Genomic DNA, 16,927 nt, shown 5'->3' on the forward strand with positions numbered 1-16,927 from the left:
CGGGCCTTTTGTCCATATCCGGCGGATCTGATGATCAGAACGGAATATCGTCATCAAAGCTGTCGAAATCCGGAGCTGGCTGCGGTGCGGCCTGCTGTGGTGCCGGAGCCGAACGCTGTTGCGGAGCCGACTGCTGCGGACGCGGAGCTTGCGGACGCGGAGCGGATTGCTGGTAGTTGTTACCGCCGCCCTGACCTTGTTGGTCGCCCTGTGGACGGCCGCCCAGCAGCTGCATGGTGCCTTGCATGTCGACCACGATTTCAGTGGTGTAACGCTTGATACCGTCTTTTTCCCACTCGCGGGTTTGCAGCTTGCCTTCGATGTAGACCTGCGAACCTTTACGCAGGTATTCGCCGGCGATTTCCGCAACCTTGCCGAACATCGATACACGGTGCCATTCGGTCTTTTCGACTTTCTGGCCGGTTTGCTTGTCGGTCCATTGTTCGCTGGTCGCCAGACTCAGGTTGGTCACGGCGTTACCGTTAGGCAAGTAGCGAACTTCGGGATCCTGGCCGCAAGTGCCGACCAATATGACTTTGTTAACCCCACGGGCCATAACGTTCTCCTAGGCTTCGCACGCAGTCGGGGCCGGGTTGTTGACCAGGCTCTCGAGGGTCGTGCGATCCAATAGTTCGGTGTCCAATTTGATGTAAATGGCCGCTTCATCAGCAACCACCACTGCATCTGTTACCCCAACGACGGCCAGCAGGCGCTCGACCAAACCAGCTTCGCGGATCGCTTCAGGCGATAACGGCAAGCGCAGGCTCGTCACATAGGGAGGTTCACGCATGGTAACAGCAAAGGCCAACCAGAGGGCAGCCAGTCCTGCGCATCCAAGGAACACAGCCGACAGACCGCCATGCTGGAACATCCAGCCGCCCATGATCCCGCCCAATGCCGAACCGAGGAACTGACTGGTGGAATAAACCCCCATGGCCGTGCCTTTGCCGCCTGCCGGTGAAACCTTGCTGATCAGCGACGGCAACGAAGCTTCGAGCAGATTGAACGCGGTGAAGAACACCACCGTACCAATCACCAAAGCCCGCAAGCTGTCGCCGAACTGCCAGAAGAATAGCTCAGTGAGCATCAGCGTACTGACCGCACCGAGTAAAACTCGTTTCATTTTGCGTTTCTTCTCGCCGTAGATAATGAACGGGATCATGGCGAAGAACGAAATCAGCAGCGCGGTCAGGTACACCCACCAGTGCTGCTCCTTGGGCAGCCCGGCTTTTTCGACCAGCGCCAATGGCAACGCGACGAAGCTCGACATCAACATCGCGTGCAACACAAAAATTCCCAGGTCCAGGCGCAGCAGGTCCGGATGCTTGAGCGTCGGGATCAGCGCCTGACGGGCAACGCCGGATTCGCGGTGATGCAACGGGCTGGTGGCGCGCGGCACCATGAACATCACGATCACGATGCCAAACAGCGCCATGCCGCCCGTCGCCAGGAACAAGCCGGACAGACCAAAGGCGCGGGTCAGCAGCGGCCCGACCACCATGGCCACGGCGAACGACAGACCGATGGTCATGCCGATCATGGCCATGGCTTTGGTGCGGTGCTGTTCGCGGGTCAGGTCCGACAGCAAGGCCATGACCGCCGCGGAAATCGCCCCGGCGCCTTGCAGGATTCGTCCGGCGATCACACCCCAGATCGAGTCGGCATTGGCGGCCAAAACGCTACCGAGGGCGAAGACGATCAGCCCCAGGTAAATCACCGGGCGGCGGCCGATACGGTCGGAAATGATCCCGAACGGAATCTGAAAAATCGCCTGAGTCAGGCCGTAAGCGCCAATCGCCAGACCGATGAGGGCCGGGGTCGCTCCTGCGAGATCCATTCCATAGGTCGCCAACACCGGCAACACCATAAACATGCCAAGCATACGGAAGGCGAACACCAGGGCCAGACCGCTTGCTGCGCGGGTCTCGCCACCACTCATGCGTTCGCTGTGGGGATCGTGCATGGAATAACCTCATGTGAACCGGCGGCGATTCTACCAGTCCCATCGGTTGACGGGGTATAGGGCGACGCTTTGACGCGCACGGCTGACACAGTCTTCATGTAAGTCGGCGACACATGATTTGATAGTGTGCATCCATCCAGTATTTGGCCGTATACTCCTACGTTTTCGACGCCCGCCAAGCGAGGCCACCTTGGACAAGATCCTGATTCGTGGGGCTCGAACCCACAACCTGAAGAACATCGACCTGACCCTGCCACGGGACAAACTGATCGTCATCACCGGTTTGTCCGGGTCCGGCAAGTCTTCCCTGGCATTCGACACCTTGTACGCCGAGGGTCAGCGACGCTATGTCGAGTCGCTGTCGGCCTATGCCAGGCAGTTCCTGTCGATGATGGAAAAGCCTGACGTCGACACCATAGAAGGTCTGTCGCCAGCCATCTCTATCGAACAGAAGTCGACCTCGCACAACCCGCGCTCGACAGTCGGCACCATCACCGAGATCTACGACTACCTGCGCCTGCTTTATGCTCGCGTGGGTATTCCGCGCTGCCCGGATCACGACATTCCGCTGGAAGCGCAGACCGTCAGTCAGATGGTCGACCTGGTCCTCGCCGAGCCCGAAGGCAGCAAGTTGATGCTGCTGGCGCCAGTGATCCGCGAGCGCAAGGGTGAACACCTTTCGGTCTTCGAAGAACTGCGTGCCCAGGGCTTTGTCCGGGCTCGGGTCAACGGCAAGCTCTTCGAACTGGACGAATTGCCGAAGCTGGATAAACAAAAGAAGCACTCGATCGATGTCGTGGTCGACCGCTTCAAGGTCCGCGCCGACCTGCAACAGCGGCTGGCCGAGTCATTCGAGACGGCGCTGAAGCTGGCAGACGGAATTGCCCTGGTCGCGCCGATGGACGACGAGCCGGGCGAAGAAATGATCTTCTCCGCACGCTTCGCCTGCCCGATCTGCGGCCATGCGATCAGCGAACTTGAACCCAAGCTGTTCTCCTTCAACAATCCAGCAGGCGCCTGCCCGACCTGCGACGGCTTGGGGGTTAAGCAGTTCTTCGACATCAAGCGCCTGGTCAATGGCGAGCTGACCCTGGCTGAAGGGGCGATTCGCGGGTGGGACAGGCGTAACGTCTACTACTTCCAGATGCTCGGTTCACTGGCCTCGCATTACGGCTTTAGCCTGGAAGTGCCGTTCAACCAGCTGCCGGCCGATCAGCAGAAGGTCATCCTGCACGGCAGCGGCACGCAGAACGTCGATTTCAAATATTTGAACGACCGTGGCGACATCGTCAAACGCTCGCACCCGTTCGAAGGCATCGTGCCGAACCTGGACCGTCGCTACCGCGAAACCGAGTCCGCGTCGGTGCGCGAAGAACTGGCCAAGTTCCTCAGCACCCAGCCTTGCCCGGATTGCCGCGGTACTCGCCTGCGCCGTGAAGCGCGGCATGTGTGGGTCGGCGAGAAGACACTGCCGGCGGTGACAAACCTGCCGATTGGCGATGCGTCCGATTACTTCGGCACGCTGAAACTGACTGGCCGCCGTGGCGAAATTGCCGACAAGATCCTCAAGGAAATCCGCGAGCGCTTGCAGTTCCTGGTCAACGTCGGCCTCGATTACCTGTCGCTGGACCGCAGTGCCGACACCCTCTCTGGCGGTGAAGCGCAACGTATTCGTCTGGCCAGCCAGATCGGCGCCGGCCTGGTAGGCGTGTTGTACATCCTCGACGAACCGTCGATTGGCCTGCACCAGCGCGACAACGACCGACTGCTGGGAACGCTCAAGCATCTGCGCGATATCGGCAACACAGTGATCGTGGTCGAGCACGACGAAGATGCGATTCGTCTGGCCGACTACGTAGTGGATATCGGCCCGGGAGCCGGTGTACACGGCGGACATATCGTTGCCGAAGGCACACCAGCCGAGGTCATGGCGCACCCTGACTCGCTGACCGGTAAATACCTGTCCGGCCGCGTGAAGATCGAAGTCCCGGCCAAACGCACGCCGCGCAACAAGAAGCTCTCGTTGTCGCTCAAGGGCGCCCGGGGCAACAACTTGCGCGACGTCGACCTGGAGATTCCGATTGGCTTGCTGACCTGCGTGACCGGCGTGTCCGGCTCTGGCAAGTCGACGCTGATCAACAACACCCTGTTCCCGCTCAGCGCCACCGCACTGAATGGTGCAACCACCCTGGAAGCCGCAGCCCACGACAGCATCAAGGGCCTTGAGCATCTGGACAAAGTCGTCGACATCGACCAAAGCCCGATCGGCCGTACGCCGCGCTCCAACCCGGCGACTTATACCGGGCTGTTCACACCGATTCGTGAATTGTTTGCCGGCGTTCCGGAATCCCGCTCACGCGGCTATGGTCCGGGGCGTTTCTCCTTCAACGTGAAGGGCGGACGCTGCGAGGCTTGTCAGGGCGACGGCCTGATCAAGGTGGAAATGCACTTTCTGCCGGACATCTATGTCCCGTGCGACGTTTGCAAGAGCAAGCGCTACAACCGCGAAACCCTGGAGATCAAGTACAAGGGCAAGAGCATCCACGAAACCCTGGAAATGACCATCGAAGAAGCCCGAGTGTTTTTCGATGCGGTTCCGGCGCTGGCGCGAAAGCTTCAGACGTTGATGGATGTGGGCCTGTCGTACATCAAGCTGGGGCAATCGGCTACCACCCTGTCGGGCGGTGAAGCCCAGCGGGTGAAACTGTCCCGCGAGTTGTCCAAGCGCGATACCGGCAAAACCCTGTACATCCTCGATGAGCCGACCACTGGCCTGCACTTCGCGGATATCCAGCAGTTGCTTGATGTACTCCATCGCCTGCGCGATCACGGCAACACCGTGGTGGTGATCGAGCACAACCTGGACGTGATCAAGACCGCTGACTGGCTGGTGGACCTTGGGCCGGAAGGTGGTTCCAAGGGCGGGCAGATCATTGCCGTGGGTACACCGGAGGAAGTCGCCGAGATGAAGCAGTCGCATACCGGTTTCTACCTCAAGCCGTTGCTGGAACGCGATCGGGCTTAACGTCCACGCATGAAAAAGCCCCGATCACTTCATCAGTGACCGGGGCTTTTTTGTAGCCGGCAGAATCAGAACTGCGATTGCAGGTAGTTTTCCAGGCCGACCAGTTTGATCAGACCCAACTGCTTCTCCAGCCAGTACGTGTGATCTTCTTCGGTGTCAGCCAATTGGACCCGCAGGATCTCGCGACTGACGTAATCCTTGTGCAACTCGCAGAGTTCGATGCCTTTGCAGAGCGCGGCACGAACTTTATATTCCAGGCGCAAGTCGGCAGCGAGCATCTCAGGCACCGTGGTGCCAACGTCCAGATCGTCCGGGCGCATGCGTGGCGTGCCTTCCAGCATGAGGATTCGGCGCATCAGCGCATCAGCGTGCTGGGCCTCTTCTTCCATCTCGTGATTGATGCGCTCGTAGAGCTCGGTAAAGCCCCAGTCCTCATACATCCGCGAATGGATGAAATATTGATCACGCGCTGCCAGTTCGCCGGTGAGCAACGTGTTGAGGTAATCGATTACGTCTGGGTGGCCTTGCATCGCCCCACATCTCCCTGCTTGAAAGGCTGTAGTTTGAACCAAGCGGACTGATAGGTCACTCGAATAGCGCGATAAAAGCGAAGATACTCCGAGAAAAGTAGCTTAAATAACGCAAAAACCGCCCAAATGAGGGCGGTTCTGCTTATCGTTTAGACTTAGTTAAGCTGTACACCCAAGGCCTTTGCGATGCCTTCTCCGTAAGCAGCATCTGCCTTGTAGAAGTGCTGCAACTGACGCTGAACCACATCACTGGAAACTCCCGACATAGCACCGGCAATGTTGTTGATCAGCAGGGTTTTCTGCTCATCGCTCATCAAGCGGAACAACGCACCGGCGTGACTGTAGTAATCCGTATCTTCACGGTGATCGTAACGATCGGCCGCGCCGTTCAGGGCCAGTGCTGGCTCTGCGTATTGTGGAGCTTGCTTCGGCGCACCGGCGTAGCTGTTAGGCTCGTAGTTCGGTGTACTGCCACCGTTGCTGCCAAATGCCATGGAGCCGTCGCGCTGATAGCTGTTGACCGGACTACGTGGCGCATTCACCGGCAACTGCTGGTGATTGGTGCCAACACGGTAGCGATGCGCATCAGCGTAGGCGAATACCCGACCTTGCAGCATACGGTCTGGTGACAAGCCCACACCGGGCACCATGTTGCTTGGACCAAACGCCGCCTGCTCGACTTCAGCGAAGTAGTTTTGCGGATTGCGATTAAGCTCAAGCTCACCAACTTCGATCAACGGAAACTCTTTCTGCGACCAGGTTTTGGTCACATCGAACGGGTTCTCGTAATGCGCCGCGGCCTGGGCCTCGGTCATGATCTGGATGCAAACACGCCATTTCGGGAAGTCACCGCGCTCGATTGCACCGAACAGGTCGCGTTGAGCGTAATCCGGATCAGTACCCGCCAGGCGTGCAGCCTCTGCCGGCGCCAGGTTCTTGATGCCCTGCTTGGTCTTGTAGTGCCATTTAACCCAGTGACGCTCGCCTTTGGCGCTGATCAGGCTGTAGGTGTGGCTGCCAAAACCGTGCATGTGACGATAGCCATCAGGGATGCCGCGATCCGAGAACAGGATGGTGACCTGGTGCAACGCCTCAGGCGAGTGCGACCAGAAGTCCCACATCATCTGTGCGCTTTTCAGGTTGCTTTGCGGCAAACGTTTTTGGGTGTGGATAAAGTCCGGGAACTTCAACGGATCACGGATGAAGAACACTGGAGTGTTGTTGCCAACGATGTCCCAGTTGCCTTCCTCGGTGTAGAACTTCAGCGCAAAACCACGCGGGTCGCGCTCGGTATCTGCCGAGCCGCGCTCGCCACCCACGGTGGAGAATCGCAGGAAGGTCGGGGTTTGCTTGCCAACGGACTCAAACAGCTTGGCACTGGTGTATTGGGTAATATCGCGAGTAACGGTGAACGTACCGTAAGCACCCGAACCTTTGGCGTGTACGCGGCGCTCCGGGATGTTTTCACGGTTGAAGTGGGCAAGCTTCTCGATCAGGTGAAAGTCGTCGAGCAGCAGCGGACCACGAGGGCCAGCGGAACGGGAATTCTGGTTGTCGGCGACTGGTGCGCCACTGGCGGTAGTAAGCGTTTTACTCTGGCTCATGCTCAATCTTCCTCTTCCGTCTTGGAAACTGCCGGCTAATCGGCTGGGAGGGAGTATTGACCATGAACATGACACCATCTAATTCATTAAATTGTCTTGATCGATAGAAATTAACTAATGATCAACCCTTGCAGACAGTAAGGGTATCGGCATAACGCTTCAGCGCACTTTTCTTGCAGGCACAAAAAACCGGGCACTAGGCCCGGCTCTTCGTTTCAGACTGACGTCTTACTCAGCGGATACAGCTTCACCGCCGACAGCACGATCAACCAACTCGACGTACGCCATAGGCGCGTTGTCGCCAGCGCGGAAACCGCACTTGAGGATGCGCAGGTAGCCACCCTCACGGGTAGCGTAACGCTTGCCCAGGTCGTTGAAGAGCTTACCAACGATAGCTTTCGAACGAGTACGGTCGAAAGCCAGACGGCGGTTAGCCAGGCTGTCTGTCTTGGCCAAAGTGATCAGCGGCTCAGCAACGCGACGCAGTTCTTTAGCTTTTGGCAGTGTAGTTTTGATCAGCTCGTGCTCGAACAGCGACACCGCCATGTTTTGAAACATGGCCTTGCGGTGCGAGCTGGTGCGGCTCAGGTGACGACCACTTTTACGATGACGCATGGTTCATTCCTTACCAAACACAACGTTCGGTGATTACGACGATCAGGCAGTCGCCTTGTCGTCCTTCTTAAGACTTGCAGGCGGCCAGTTGTCGAGGCGCATGCCGAGGGACAGACCGCGGGAGGCCAGAACGTCCTTGATTTCAGTCAAGGATTTCTTGCCAAGGTTCGGAGTCTTCAACAGTTCTACTTCGGTACGCTGAATCAGGTCGCCGATGTAGTAAATGTTTTCCGCCTTAAGGCAGTTAGCCGAACGTACAGTCAGTTCCAGATCGTCAACCGGGCGAAGCAGGATCGGATCGATCTCGTCTTCTTGCTCGATTACCACTGGTTCGCTGTCACCTTTGAGGTCGACGAACGCAGCCAACTGCTGTTGCAGAATGGTTGCAGCGCGGCGGATAGCCTCTTCAGGATCCAGAGTACCGTTGGTTTCCAGATCAATAACCAGCTTGTCCAGGTTAGTACGCTGTTCGACACGGGCGTTTTCCACCACGTATGCGATACGGCGAACCGGGCTGAACGAAGAGTCAAGCTGCAAGCGACCGATGCTGCGGCTTTCGTCTTCATCGCTCTGACGCGAGTCGGCCGGTTCATAACCACGACCACGAGCTACTACTAGCTTCATGTTCAGGGCGCCGTTAGACGCCAGGTTAGCGATTACGTGATCGGGATTAACGATCTCGACATCATGATCCAGCTGAATATCGGCAGCGGTAACCACCCCCGAACCCTTCTTCGACAAGGTCAGCGTAACTTCGTCACGGCCGTGCAGCTTGATAGCCAGACCTTTAAGGTTCAACAGGATTTCAATTACGTCTTCCTGTACACCTTCGATGGCGCTGTACTCGTGGAGCACACCGTCAATCTCGGCCTCGACTACTGCACAGCCGGGCATTGAGGACAACAGGATGCGGCGCAGCGCGTTGCCCAGGGTGTGGCCAAAACCACGCTCGAGAGGCTCGAGAGTGATCTTGGCGCGGGTTGGACTGACAACCTGCACATCAATATGGCGGGGTGTCAGGAACTCATTTACCGAAATCTGCATGGATGCACCTATTTTCTAGCCCTTACTTGGAGTAGAGCTCGACAATCAGGCTTTCGTTGATGTCGGCGGACAGATCACTGCGAGCTGGAACGTTCTTGAAAACGCCCGACTTCTTCTCAGTGTCTACTTCTACCCATTCTACGCGGCCACGTTGGGCACACAGATCGAGAGCTTGGACAATGCGAAGTTGGTTCTTTGCTTTCTCGCGAATCGCGACCACGTCACCAGCACGAACCTGGTAGGACGGAACGTTTACGGTCTGACCGTTAACGCTGACGGATTTGTGCGATACCAGCTGACGGGATTCGGCACGAGTCGAACCAAAGCCCATACGGTATACAACGTTGTCCAGACGGCATTCGAGCAGCTGCAACAGGTTTTCGCCAGTTGCGCCTTTCTTGCCAGCAGCTTCTTTGTAGTAGCCGCTGAATTGACGCTCGAGAACGCCGTAGATACGACGGACCTTCTGCTTTTCACGCAGTTGGGTGCCGTAATCGGACTGGCGACCGCGGCGTTGGCCGTGGATACCAGGTGCTGCTTCAATGTTGCACTTCGATTCGATCGCGCGCACGCCGCTCTTCAGGAAGAGATCGGTGCCTTCGCGACGAGCGAGTTTGCATTTTGGACCAATGTAACGAGCCATTCTTTACAATCTCCTGGATTACACGCGGCGCTTCTTCGGCGGACGGCACCCGTTGTGCGGGATTGGCGTCACGTCGGTGATGCTGGCGATCTTATAGCCACAGCCGTTCAAAGCACGGACAGCGGACTCACGACCTGGACCTGGACCTTTGACGTTAACGTCGAGGTTTTTCAGGCCATATTCCAGCGCAGCTTGACCAGCACGTTCTGCAGCTACTTGAGCAGCAAACGGGGTGGACTTGCGGGAACCGCGGAAACCCGAACCACCGGAGGTAGCCCAGGAAAGAGCGTTACCTTGACGGTCGGTGATGGTCACGATTGTGTTGTTAAAAGACGCGTGGATGTGGGCGATGCCATCAACCACTGTCTTTTTGACTTTTTTACGAGGACGAGCAGCAGGTTTTGCCATGATTAAATTCCTGTCGATTCGCTGGGGCGATTACTTGCGGATCGGCTTACGCGGACCTTTACGGGTACGCGCGTTGGTCTTGGTACGCTGACCGCGTACTGGCAGACCACGACGATGACGCAGACCGCGATAGCAACCGAGGTCCATCAAGCGCTTGATTTTCATGTTGATTTCGCGACGCAGGTCACCTTCAGTGGTGAACTTCGCCACTTCGCCACGCAGCTGTTCAATCTGCTCGTCGCTCAGATCCTTGATCTTTGCGGCTGGGTTTACCCCAGTCACTGCACAGATCTTCTGTGCAGTTGTGCGACCAACACCATAGATGTAGGTCAGCGAGATAACAGTATGCTTGTTATCTGGAATGTTGACGCCTGCAATACGGGCCATTCAGTGGGACTCCAATTGACAGCTACCTACGCCCCGGAAGCCAAGAAATAGGGCGCGAGATAATATCGCTGTAATAACAAATAATCAACCCAGCAGCGCACTAGCTGCTGGGCTTGAAGCACAATCACACTCAGCCTTGGCGCTGTTTGTGACGCGGTTCCGCGCTGCAAATTACTCGAACAACACCTTCGCGGCGAATAATCTTGCAGTTACGGCACAGCTTTTTCACCGATGCACGAACTTTCATCACCAACTCCTCGAACCTTATGGGTCAGCGCAGCATGCCGCTGCCGTAACCCTTCAGGTTGGCTTTCTTCATCAGGGATTCGTACTGGTGCGAAACGAGGTGCGATTGTACTTGGGACATGAAGTCCATCACAACCACGACCACGATCAGCAACGAGGTCCCGCCAAGGTAGAACGGAACGTTTGCTGCAACCACCAGGAACTGGGGCAACAAGCACACGGCCGTCATATAAAGAGCACCGAACATGGTCAAGCGAGTCAGAACGCCATCAATATAGCGCGCAGACTGCTCACCTGGACGGATACCCGGAATAAAGGCACCGGACTTCTTCAGGTTTTCCGCTACGTCTTTCGGATTGAACATCAACGCCGTATAGAAGAAGCAGAAGAAAATAATCCCTGCACTAAACAGCAGAATATTCAACGGCTGACCAGGAGCGATCGACTGCGAGATGTCCTGCAACCAGCCCATACCTTCAGACTGACCAAACCAGGCACCCAACGAAGCCGGGAACAGCAAAATGCTGCTCGCGAAAATAGCCGGAATAACACCGGCCATGTTCACTTTCAGCGGCAAGTGGCTAGTCTGCGCAGCAAACACCTTGCGGCCCTGCTGACGCTTGGCGTAGTGAACAGCAATACGACGCTGACCACGCTCAATGAACACCACGAAACCGATAATCGCTACTGCCAGCAAACCGATGGCAACCAAGGCGAAGATGTTGATATCACCCTGACGCGCAGACTCGAAAGACTGCCCGATTGCTCTCGGAAGACCGGCGACGATACCCGAAAAAATCAACATCGAGATACCGTTGCCAACACCACGCTCAGTAATCTGCTCACCCAGCCACATCATGAACATCGCACCAGCCACAAACGTGGATACCGCGACGAAATGGAAGCCAAAGTCACCAGTGAACGCAACGCCCTGCCCCGCCAGGCCAATGGACATACCAATAGCCTGAACGAGAGCGAGGACGACAGTGCCGTAGCGGGTGTACTGGCTGATCTTGCGACGGCCAGCTTCACCTTCCTTCTTCAACTGCTCCAGCTGCGGGCTGACGGCTGTCATCAACTGCATGATGATCGATGCCGAAATGTACGGCATGATCCCCAGTGCAAAGATGCTCATCCGCTCCAGCGCGCCGCCGGAAAACATGTTGAACAAGCTAAGAATGGTCCCCTCATTCTGTCGAAACAGGTCTGCGAGTCGGTCCGGGTTGATACCTGGAACCGGGATGTGTGCGCCTATTCGGTAGACGATAATCGCCAGGAACAGAAAACGCAGACGAGCCCAGAGTTCAGACATACCGCCTTTGCCGAGCGCAGAGAGAGCACCTTGCTTAGCCATTTATTCCTCGAACTTGCCGCCAGCTGCTTCGATAGCCGCACGCGCACCTTTGGTGGCGCCGATTCCCTTTCCGATGGTGACAGCGCGAGTAACTTCGCCGGACAGCATGATTTTCACACGCTGAACGTTGACGTTAATTACGTTGGCATCTTTCAGGGACTGCACGGTGACGATGTCGCCTTCCACTTTAGCCAGCTCGGACAAACGCACTTCTGCGCGATCCATGGCCTTCAGGGAAACGAAACCGAACTTCGGCAGGCGACGATGCAGCGGCTGTTGACCGCCTTCAAAGCCTGGAGCAATGGTGCCACCGGAGCGGGAGGTTTGACCTTTGTGACCACGGCCACCAGTCTTACCCAAACCACTACCGATACCACGGCCCGGACGATGCTTTTCGCGACGGGAACCCGGCGCTGGACTCAGATCATTGAGTTTCATCGATTAACCCTCGACACGCAGCATGTAGTAAGCCTTGTTGATCATCCCGCGATTCTCGGGAGTATCCAGTACTTCTACAGTGTGACCGATGCGACGCAGACCCAGACCCTTAACGCACAGTTTGTGGTTAGGGATGCGGCCGGTCATGCTTTTGATCAGCGTTACTTTAACGGTAGCCATGATCAGAAGATCTCCTTGACGCTTTTGCCACGCTTGGCGGCAATGGATTCAGGAGACTGCATAGCTTTCAAACCTTTGAAAGTGGCGTGAACCACGTTTACCGGGTTAGTCGAGCCGTAGCACTTGGCCAGAACGTTCTGAACGCCAGCAACTTCGAGGACAGCACGCATAGCGCCGCCAGCGATGATACCGGTACCTTCAGAAGCAGGCTGCATGTACACCTTCGAAGCGCCATGGGCGGACTTCATTGCGTACTGCAGAGTGGTGCCGTTCAGATCAACTTGGATCATGTTGCGGCGAGCAGCTTCCATTGCCTTCTGGATCGCAGCAGGCACTTCACGCGACTTGCCACGGCCGAAGCCAACGCGCCCTTTACCATCACCAACCACGGTCAACGCGGTGAAAGTGAAGATACGGCCGCCTTTAACGGTTTTGGCTACGCGGTTAACTTGAACCAGCTTCTCGATGTAGCCTTCGTCGCGCTTTTGGTCGTTATTTGACATAACTTAGAACTCCAGCCCAGCTTCACGAGCAGCATCAGCCAGCGCCTTGACGCGGCCGTGGTACTTGAAGCCAGAGCGGTCGAAAGCCACCTGCGAGACGCCAGCGGCTTTAGCACGCGTAGCGACCAGCTGGCCAACCTTAGTGGCCGCGTCGATGTTGCCAGTGGCGCCATCACGCAGTTCTTTATCCAAAGTCGAGGCACTTGCCAGGACTTTGTTGCCGTCGGCCGAAATGACCTGGGCGTAGATGTGCTGCGACGAACGGAACACGCAGAGACGCACGACTTCGAGTTCGTGCATTTTCAGGCGTGCTTTGCGAGCGCGACGCAGTCGAGTAACTTTTTTGTCGGTCATTTGCTATGCCCTACTTCTTCTTGGCTTCTTTACGACGGACGACTTCGTCCGCGTAGCGCACACCTTTGCCTTTGTACGGCTCTGGTGGACGGAAGTCGCGGATCTCGGCGGCCACTTGACCTACCAGCTGCTTATCGATACCCCGGATCAGGATGTCGGTTTGGCTAGGAGTCTCAGCGGTGATGCCTTCCGGCAGTTCGTAATCCACTGGGTGCGAGAAGCCAAGAGCCAGGTTCAGCACTGTGCCTTTTGCTTGCGCTTTGTAACCAACACCGACCAGCTGGAGCTTGCGCTCGAAGCCTTGGCTTACGCCTTGGACCATGTTGTTTACCAACGCACGAGTGGTACCGGCCATTGCGCGAGTTTGTTGATCGCCATTGCGAGCAGCGAAACGCAGCTCACCAGCTTCTTCAACGATCTCAACGGACGAATGGATGTTCAGTTCAAGAGTACCCTTGGCACCCTTCACCGAAAGCTGTTGGCCTGCGAATTTTACTTCGACACCGGCTGGCAGCTTAACGGGGTTCTTAGCGACGCGAGACATGCTTATCCCCCCTTAGAACACAGTGCAAAGAACTTCGCCGCCGACACCGGCAGCGCGCGCAGCACGATCCGTCATCACACCTTTGTTGGTGGAGACGATAGACACACCGAGACCGCCACGAACTTTTGGCAGATCATCGACGGACTTGTACTGACGCAGGCCTGGACGGCTAACGCGCTTCACTTCCTCGATGACCGGACGGCCTTCGAAGTACTTCAGCTCGATGGACAGCAGTGGCTTGATTTCGCTGCTGATCTGATAACCCGCGATGTAACCTTCGTCCTTCAGGACTTTAGCTACAGCCACCTTCAACGTGGAAGACGGCATGCTTACGACGGACTTTTCAGCCATCTGGGCATTACGGATTCGAGTTAGCATGTCCGCTAACGGGTCCTGCATACTCATGGGCTAGACGCTCCTAATACAAAAAAATAAGCCTTGCGGCTACTACCTTCGCCGAGAAACTCCGTGCGAAAAAAGCACGGGCTCAGGCGAGCCGGGTATTCTAGACACACCCCACAAATGAATCAAGCCCCAATAGGGGCTTGATTCAAGTTCAAGGTCACCGGCGGTCAGGATCTTTCGATCCCGAACACCGAGACTTTGATAGTGCTTACCAGCTGGCTTTAACCAGACCAGGTACGTCACCACGCATTGCCGCTTCACGCAGCTTGTTACGGCCGAGGCCGAACTTGCGGTAAACGCCGTGTGGACGACCGGTCAGGCGGCAGCGGTTACGCATGCGCGAAGCGCTTGCGTCACGTGGCTGCTTCTGCAGAGCTACCGTAGCTTCCCAACGCGCTTCTGGACTTGCGTTCAGATCGACGATGATAGCTTTCAGTGCTGCACGCTTCTTGGCGTACTTGGCAACCGTGAGCTGACGCTTCAGCTCGCGGTTTTTCATGCTCATCTTGGCCATTTTCCTACTCCAATCAGTTGCGGAACGGGAATTTGAAAGCACGCAGCAGTGCGCGACCTTCATCATCGTTCTTGGCAGTGGTGGTCAGGGTAATGTCCAGACCGCGGAGAGCATCGATCTTGTCGTAATCGATTTCCGGGAAAATGATCTGCTCTTTTACGCCCATGCTGTAGTTACCACGACCATCGAAGGACTTGGCATTCAGGCCGCGGAAGTCGCGAACCCGAGGCAGGGAGATCGACAGCAGACGATCCAGGAACTCGTACATACGCTCACGGCGCAGGGTCACTTTGACGCCGATCGGCCAACCTTCACGGACTTTAAAGCCAGCGATGGATTTCCGAGCGTAGGTCACAACGACTTTCTGGCCGGTGATCTTTTCCAGGTCAGCAACAGCGTGCTCGATGACTTTTTTGTCGCCGATCGCTTCGCCCAGACCCATGTTCAGGGTGATTTTGGTAACGCGCGGAACTTCCATCACGTTCGAAAGCTTAAGTTCTTCCTTAAGTTTCGGTGCGATTTCCTTCCGGTAAATCTCTTTTAGTCGTGCCATGGTCTTCTACCTAGCAGTGTTCAAGCATCAACCGCTTTTTGGGTCGACTTGAAGACACGAATTTTCTTGCCGTCTTCTACTTTGAAACCAACGCGGTCAGCCTTGTTGGTTTCGCCGTTGAAAATGGCGACGTTGGAAGCGTGCAGTGGCGCTTCTTTTTCGACGATACCGCCTTGTACGCCCGACATCGGGTTAGGCTTGGTATGACGCTTAACCAGGTTCAGACCACCAACGACCAGACGGTCGTCAGCGAGAACCTTAAGCACCTTACCGCGCTTACCTTTGTCTTTGCCGGCGATCACGATGATCTCGTCGTCACGACGAATCTTTTGCATGTCGGATCTCCTTACAGCACTTCTGGGGCGAGCGAGACGATCTTCATGAACTTCTCAGTACGAAGTTCACGGGTCACTGGCCCAAAGATACGGGTGCCGATCGGCTCTTGCTTGTTGTTCAGAAGAACAGCAGCGTTGCCATCAAAGCGGATAATGGAGCCATCAGCACGACGTACGCCGTGACGAGTGCGGACTACAACAGCAGTCATCACTTGGCCTTTTTTCACTTTACCGCGAGGAATTGCTTCCTTGACGGTAACTTTGATGATGTCACCGATACCAGCGTAACGACGATGGGAGCCACCCAGCACCTTGATGCACATAACACGGCGAGCGCCGCTGTTATCGGCCACATCGAGCATGGATTGAGTCTGAATCATATAATTTCTCCGACCCCTAGTCCTTAGACTTCCACAGCGCGTTCGAGAACATCAACCAGTGCCCAAGACTTGGTCTTGGCCAAAGGACGAGTTTCACGAATAGTGACTTTGTCGCCGATGTGGCACTGATTGGTTTCGTCGTGCGCGTGCAGCTTAGTCGAACGCTTAACGTATTTACCGTAGATCGGGTGCTTTACGCGACGCTCGATCAGAACGGTGATGGTCTTGTCCATTTTGTCGCTGACAACACGGCCAGTCAGCGTACGGACGGTTTTTTCGGCTTCAGCCATGATTACTTACCTGCCTGCTGTTTGAGCACAGTCTTCACGCGAGCGATGTCACGCTTAACTTGCCGGAGCAGGTGAGACTGCCCCAACTGGCCAGTTGCTTTCTGCATACGCAGATTGAACTGGTCGCGCAACAGGCCGAGCAGTTGCTCGTTTAGCTGTGGCGCGTCTTTTTCACGAAGTTCATTCGCTTTCATCACATCACCGTCCGTTTAACAAAGGAGGTGGCGAGCGGCAGCTTTGCAGCAGCCAGGGCGAAAGCCTCACGCGCCAGCTCTTCAGAAACGCCCTCGATTTCATACAGGACTTTGCCTGGCTGAATCTGGGCAACCCAGTACTCCACGTTACCCTTACCTTTACCCATCCGAACTTCGAGTGGCTTCTTGGTGACAGGCTTGTCCGGGAATACACGGATCCAGATCTTGCCGCCACGTTTTACGTGACGGGTCAGAGCACGACGCGCTGACTCGATCTGACGAGCGGTGAGACGACCACGAGCAACAGACTTCAGCGCGAACTCGCCGAAGCTGACTTTGCTACCGCGCAATGCCAGACCACGGTTGTGGCCAGTCATCTGCTTGCGGAACTTCGTACGCTTTGGTTGCAACATTTGGC

The 16,927-nt window shown here is 56.2% G+C and carries 25 protein-coding genes; 1 reads left to right on the top strand and 24 read right to left on the bottom strand.

The window, feature by feature from the left end:
* Positions 1-34 precede the first annotated feature (34 nt).
* Positions 35-556: a single-stranded DNA-binding protein gene (locus KRR23_RS25010; protein WP_216744668.1), complete on the bottom strand. Its 522-nt coding sequence runs from the start codon at positions 554-556 to the stop codon at positions 35-37.
* 9 nt (positions 557-565) lie between these two features.
* Positions 566-1,963: an MFS transporter gene (locus KRR23_RS25015; protein ID WP_054594273.1), complete on the bottom strand. Its 1,398-nt coding sequence runs from the start codon at positions 1,961-1,963 to the stop codon at positions 566-568.
* A gap of 190 nt (positions 1,964-2,153) precedes the next feature.
* On the opposite strand from KRR23_RS25015, the gene uvrA reads away from it, so the two are divergent.
* Positions 2,154-4,988, top strand: a complete 2,835-nt coding sequence (uvrA, locus tag KRR23_RS25020) for an excinuclease ABC subunit UvrA (protein WP_216744669.1) — start codon at positions 2,154-2,156, stop codon at positions 4,986-4,988.
* A 65-nt stretch (positions 4,989-5,053) separates the two neighbouring features.
* On the opposite strand, the gene bfr is transcribed toward uvrA, so the two are convergent.
* The 22 genes from bfr to rplP all read right to left on the bottom strand — a co-directional run bounded on the left by bfr (position 5,054) and on the right by rplP (position 16,922).
* Positions 5,054-5,518, bottom strand: a complete 465-nt coding sequence (gene bfr / locus KRR23_RS25025) for a bacterioferritin (RefSeq protein ID WP_054594275.1) — start codon at positions 5,516-5,518, stop codon at positions 5,054-5,056.
* A gap of 155 nt (positions 5,519-5,673) precedes the next feature.
* Positions 5,674-7,122 (bottom strand): catalase, encoded by a 1,449-nt coding sequence (locus KRR23_RS25030; protein ID WP_216744670.1) that lies wholly within the window; start codon positions 7,120-7,122, stop codon positions 5,674-5,676.
* Positions 7,123-7,350: 228 nt separating this feature from the next.
* Entirely contained in the window at positions 7,351-7,737 is a 387-nt protein-coding gene (rplQ, locus tag KRR23_RS25035; protein WP_007924175.1) for a 50S ribosomal protein L17, read from the bottom strand.
* A 42-nt stretch (positions 7,738-7,779) separates the two neighbouring features.
* Positions 7,780-8,781: a DNA-directed RNA polymerase subunit alpha gene (gene rpoA, locus KRR23_RS25040; RefSeq protein ID WP_007924176.1), complete on the bottom strand. Its 1,002-nt coding sequence runs from the start codon at positions 8,779-8,781 to the stop codon at positions 7,780-7,782.
* Between the two features lie 22 nt (positions 8,782-8,803).
* The gene (gene rpsD / locus KRR23_RS25045) at positions 8,804-9,424 is read right to left on the bottom strand and encodes a 30S ribosomal protein S4 (protein WP_003210056.1); all 621 of its coding nucleotides are present in this window, start codon (positions 9,422-9,424) and stop codon (positions 8,804-8,806) included.
* Between the two features lie 18 nt (positions 9,425-9,442).
* A complete protein-coding gene (gene rpsK, locus KRR23_RS25050) occupies positions 9,443-9,832 on the bottom strand; it encodes a 30S ribosomal protein S11 (protein ID WP_002555466.1) in 390 nt (129 codons plus the stop codon).
* A 30-nt stretch (positions 9,833-9,862) separates the two neighbouring features.
* Positions 9,863-10,219: a 30S ribosomal protein S13 gene (gene rpsM, locus KRR23_RS25055; RefSeq protein WP_003186020.1), complete on the bottom strand. Its 357-nt coding sequence runs from the start codon at positions 10,217-10,219 to the stop codon at positions 9,863-9,865.
* 130 nt (positions 10,220-10,349) lie between these two features.
* A complete protein-coding gene (rpmJ, locus tag KRR23_RS25060; protein WP_002555468.1) occupies positions 10,350-10,466 on the bottom strand; it encodes a 50S ribosomal protein L36 in 117 nt (38 codons plus the stop codon).
* A 24-nt stretch (positions 10,467-10,490) separates the two neighbouring features.
* On the bottom strand, positions 10,491-11,819 hold the full coding sequence (gene secY, locus KRR23_RS25065) for a preprotein translocase subunit SecY (protein ID WP_003228718.1): 1,329 nt from the start codon (positions 11,817-11,819) through the stop codon (positions 10,491-10,493).
* Positions 11,820-12,257 carry a 50S ribosomal protein L15 gene (rplO, locus tag KRR23_RS25070; RefSeq protein ID WP_003228720.1) on the bottom strand — a complete coding sequence of 146 codons (438 nt, stop codon included), beginning with the start codon at positions 12,255-12,257 and terminating at the stop codon, positions 11,820-11,822.
* A gap of 3 nt (positions 12,258-12,260) precedes the next feature.
* A complete protein-coding gene (gene rpmD / locus KRR23_RS25075) occupies positions 12,261-12,437 on the bottom strand; it encodes a 50S ribosomal protein L30 (RefSeq protein ID WP_003186033.1) in 177 nt (58 codons plus the stop codon).
* Positions 12,438-12,439: 2 nt separating this feature from the next.
* The gene (gene rpsE, locus KRR23_RS25080) at positions 12,440-12,940 is read right to left on the bottom strand and encodes a 30S ribosomal protein S5 (RefSeq protein ID WP_003186035.1); all 501 of its coding nucleotides are present in this window, start codon (positions 12,938-12,940) and stop codon (positions 12,440-12,442) included.
* Positions 12,941-12,943: 3 nt separating this feature from the next.
* Positions 12,944-13,294: a 50S ribosomal protein L18 gene (gene rplR, locus KRR23_RS25085; RefSeq protein WP_003186037.1), complete on the bottom strand. Its 351-nt coding sequence runs from the start codon at positions 13,292-13,294 to the stop codon at positions 12,944-12,946.
* 10 nt (positions 13,295-13,304) lie between these two features.
* The gene (gene rplF / locus KRR23_RS25090; protein ID WP_007896774.1) at positions 13,305-13,838 is read right to left on the bottom strand and encodes a 50S ribosomal protein L6; all 534 of its coding nucleotides are present in this window, start codon (positions 13,836-13,838) and stop codon (positions 13,305-13,307) included.
* A 12-nt stretch (positions 13,839-13,850) separates the two neighbouring features.
* A complete protein-coding gene (rpsH, locus tag KRR23_RS25095) occupies positions 13,851-14,243 on the bottom strand; it encodes a 30S ribosomal protein S8 (RefSeq protein WP_003186040.1) in 393 nt (130 codons plus the stop codon).
* A 208-nt stretch (positions 14,244-14,451) separates the two neighbouring features.
* A complete protein-coding gene (gene rpsN, locus KRR23_RS25100) occupies positions 14,452-14,757 on the bottom strand; it encodes a 30S ribosomal protein S14 (RefSeq protein WP_003176414.1) in 306 nt (101 codons plus the stop codon).
* Between the two features lie 13 nt (positions 14,758-14,770).
* The gene (gene rplE, locus KRR23_RS25105) at positions 14,771-15,310 is read right to left on the bottom strand and encodes a 50S ribosomal protein L5 (protein WP_003210069.1); all 540 of its coding nucleotides are present in this window, start codon (positions 15,308-15,310) and stop codon (positions 14,771-14,773) included.
* Positions 15,311-15,330: 20 nt separating this feature from the next.
* Positions 15,331-15,645 (bottom strand): 50S ribosomal protein L24, encoded by a 315-nt coding sequence (rplX, locus tag KRR23_RS25110; protein ID WP_007896770.1) that lies wholly within the window; start codon positions 15,643-15,645, stop codon positions 15,331-15,333.
* 11 nt (positions 15,646-15,656) lie between these two features.
* Entirely contained in the window at positions 15,657-16,025 is a 369-nt protein-coding gene (rplN, locus tag KRR23_RS25115) for a 50S ribosomal protein L14 (protein WP_002555479.1), read from the bottom strand.
* 23 nt (positions 16,026-16,048) lie between these two features.
* On the bottom strand, positions 16,049-16,315 hold the full coding sequence (gene rpsQ / locus KRR23_RS25120; protein WP_003176419.1) for a 30S ribosomal protein S17: 267 nt from the start codon (positions 16,313-16,315) through the stop codon (positions 16,049-16,051).
* A gap of 2 nt (positions 16,316-16,317) precedes the next feature.
* The gene (gene rpmC, locus KRR23_RS25125; RefSeq protein WP_008030901.1) at positions 16,318-16,509 is read right to left on the bottom strand and encodes a 50S ribosomal protein L29; all 192 of its coding nucleotides are present in this window, start codon (positions 16,507-16,509) and stop codon (positions 16,318-16,320) included.
* The gene (gene rplP, locus KRR23_RS25130) at positions 16,509-16,922 is read right to left on the bottom strand and encodes a 50S ribosomal protein L16 (RefSeq protein ID WP_003186052.1); all 414 of its coding nucleotides are present in this window, start codon (positions 16,920-16,922) and stop codon (positions 16,509-16,511) included. Before rplP ends, rpmC begins: the two co-directional genes overlap by 1 nt.
* Between the last annotated feature and the right edge of the window lie 5 nt (positions 16,923-16,927).

This window comes from Pseudomonas sp. CVAP#3, from assembly GCF_018986375.1.
Lineage (GTDB): Bacteria > Pseudomonadota > Gammaproteobacteria > Pseudomonadales > Pseudomonadaceae > Aquipseudomonas > Aquipseudomonas helvetica.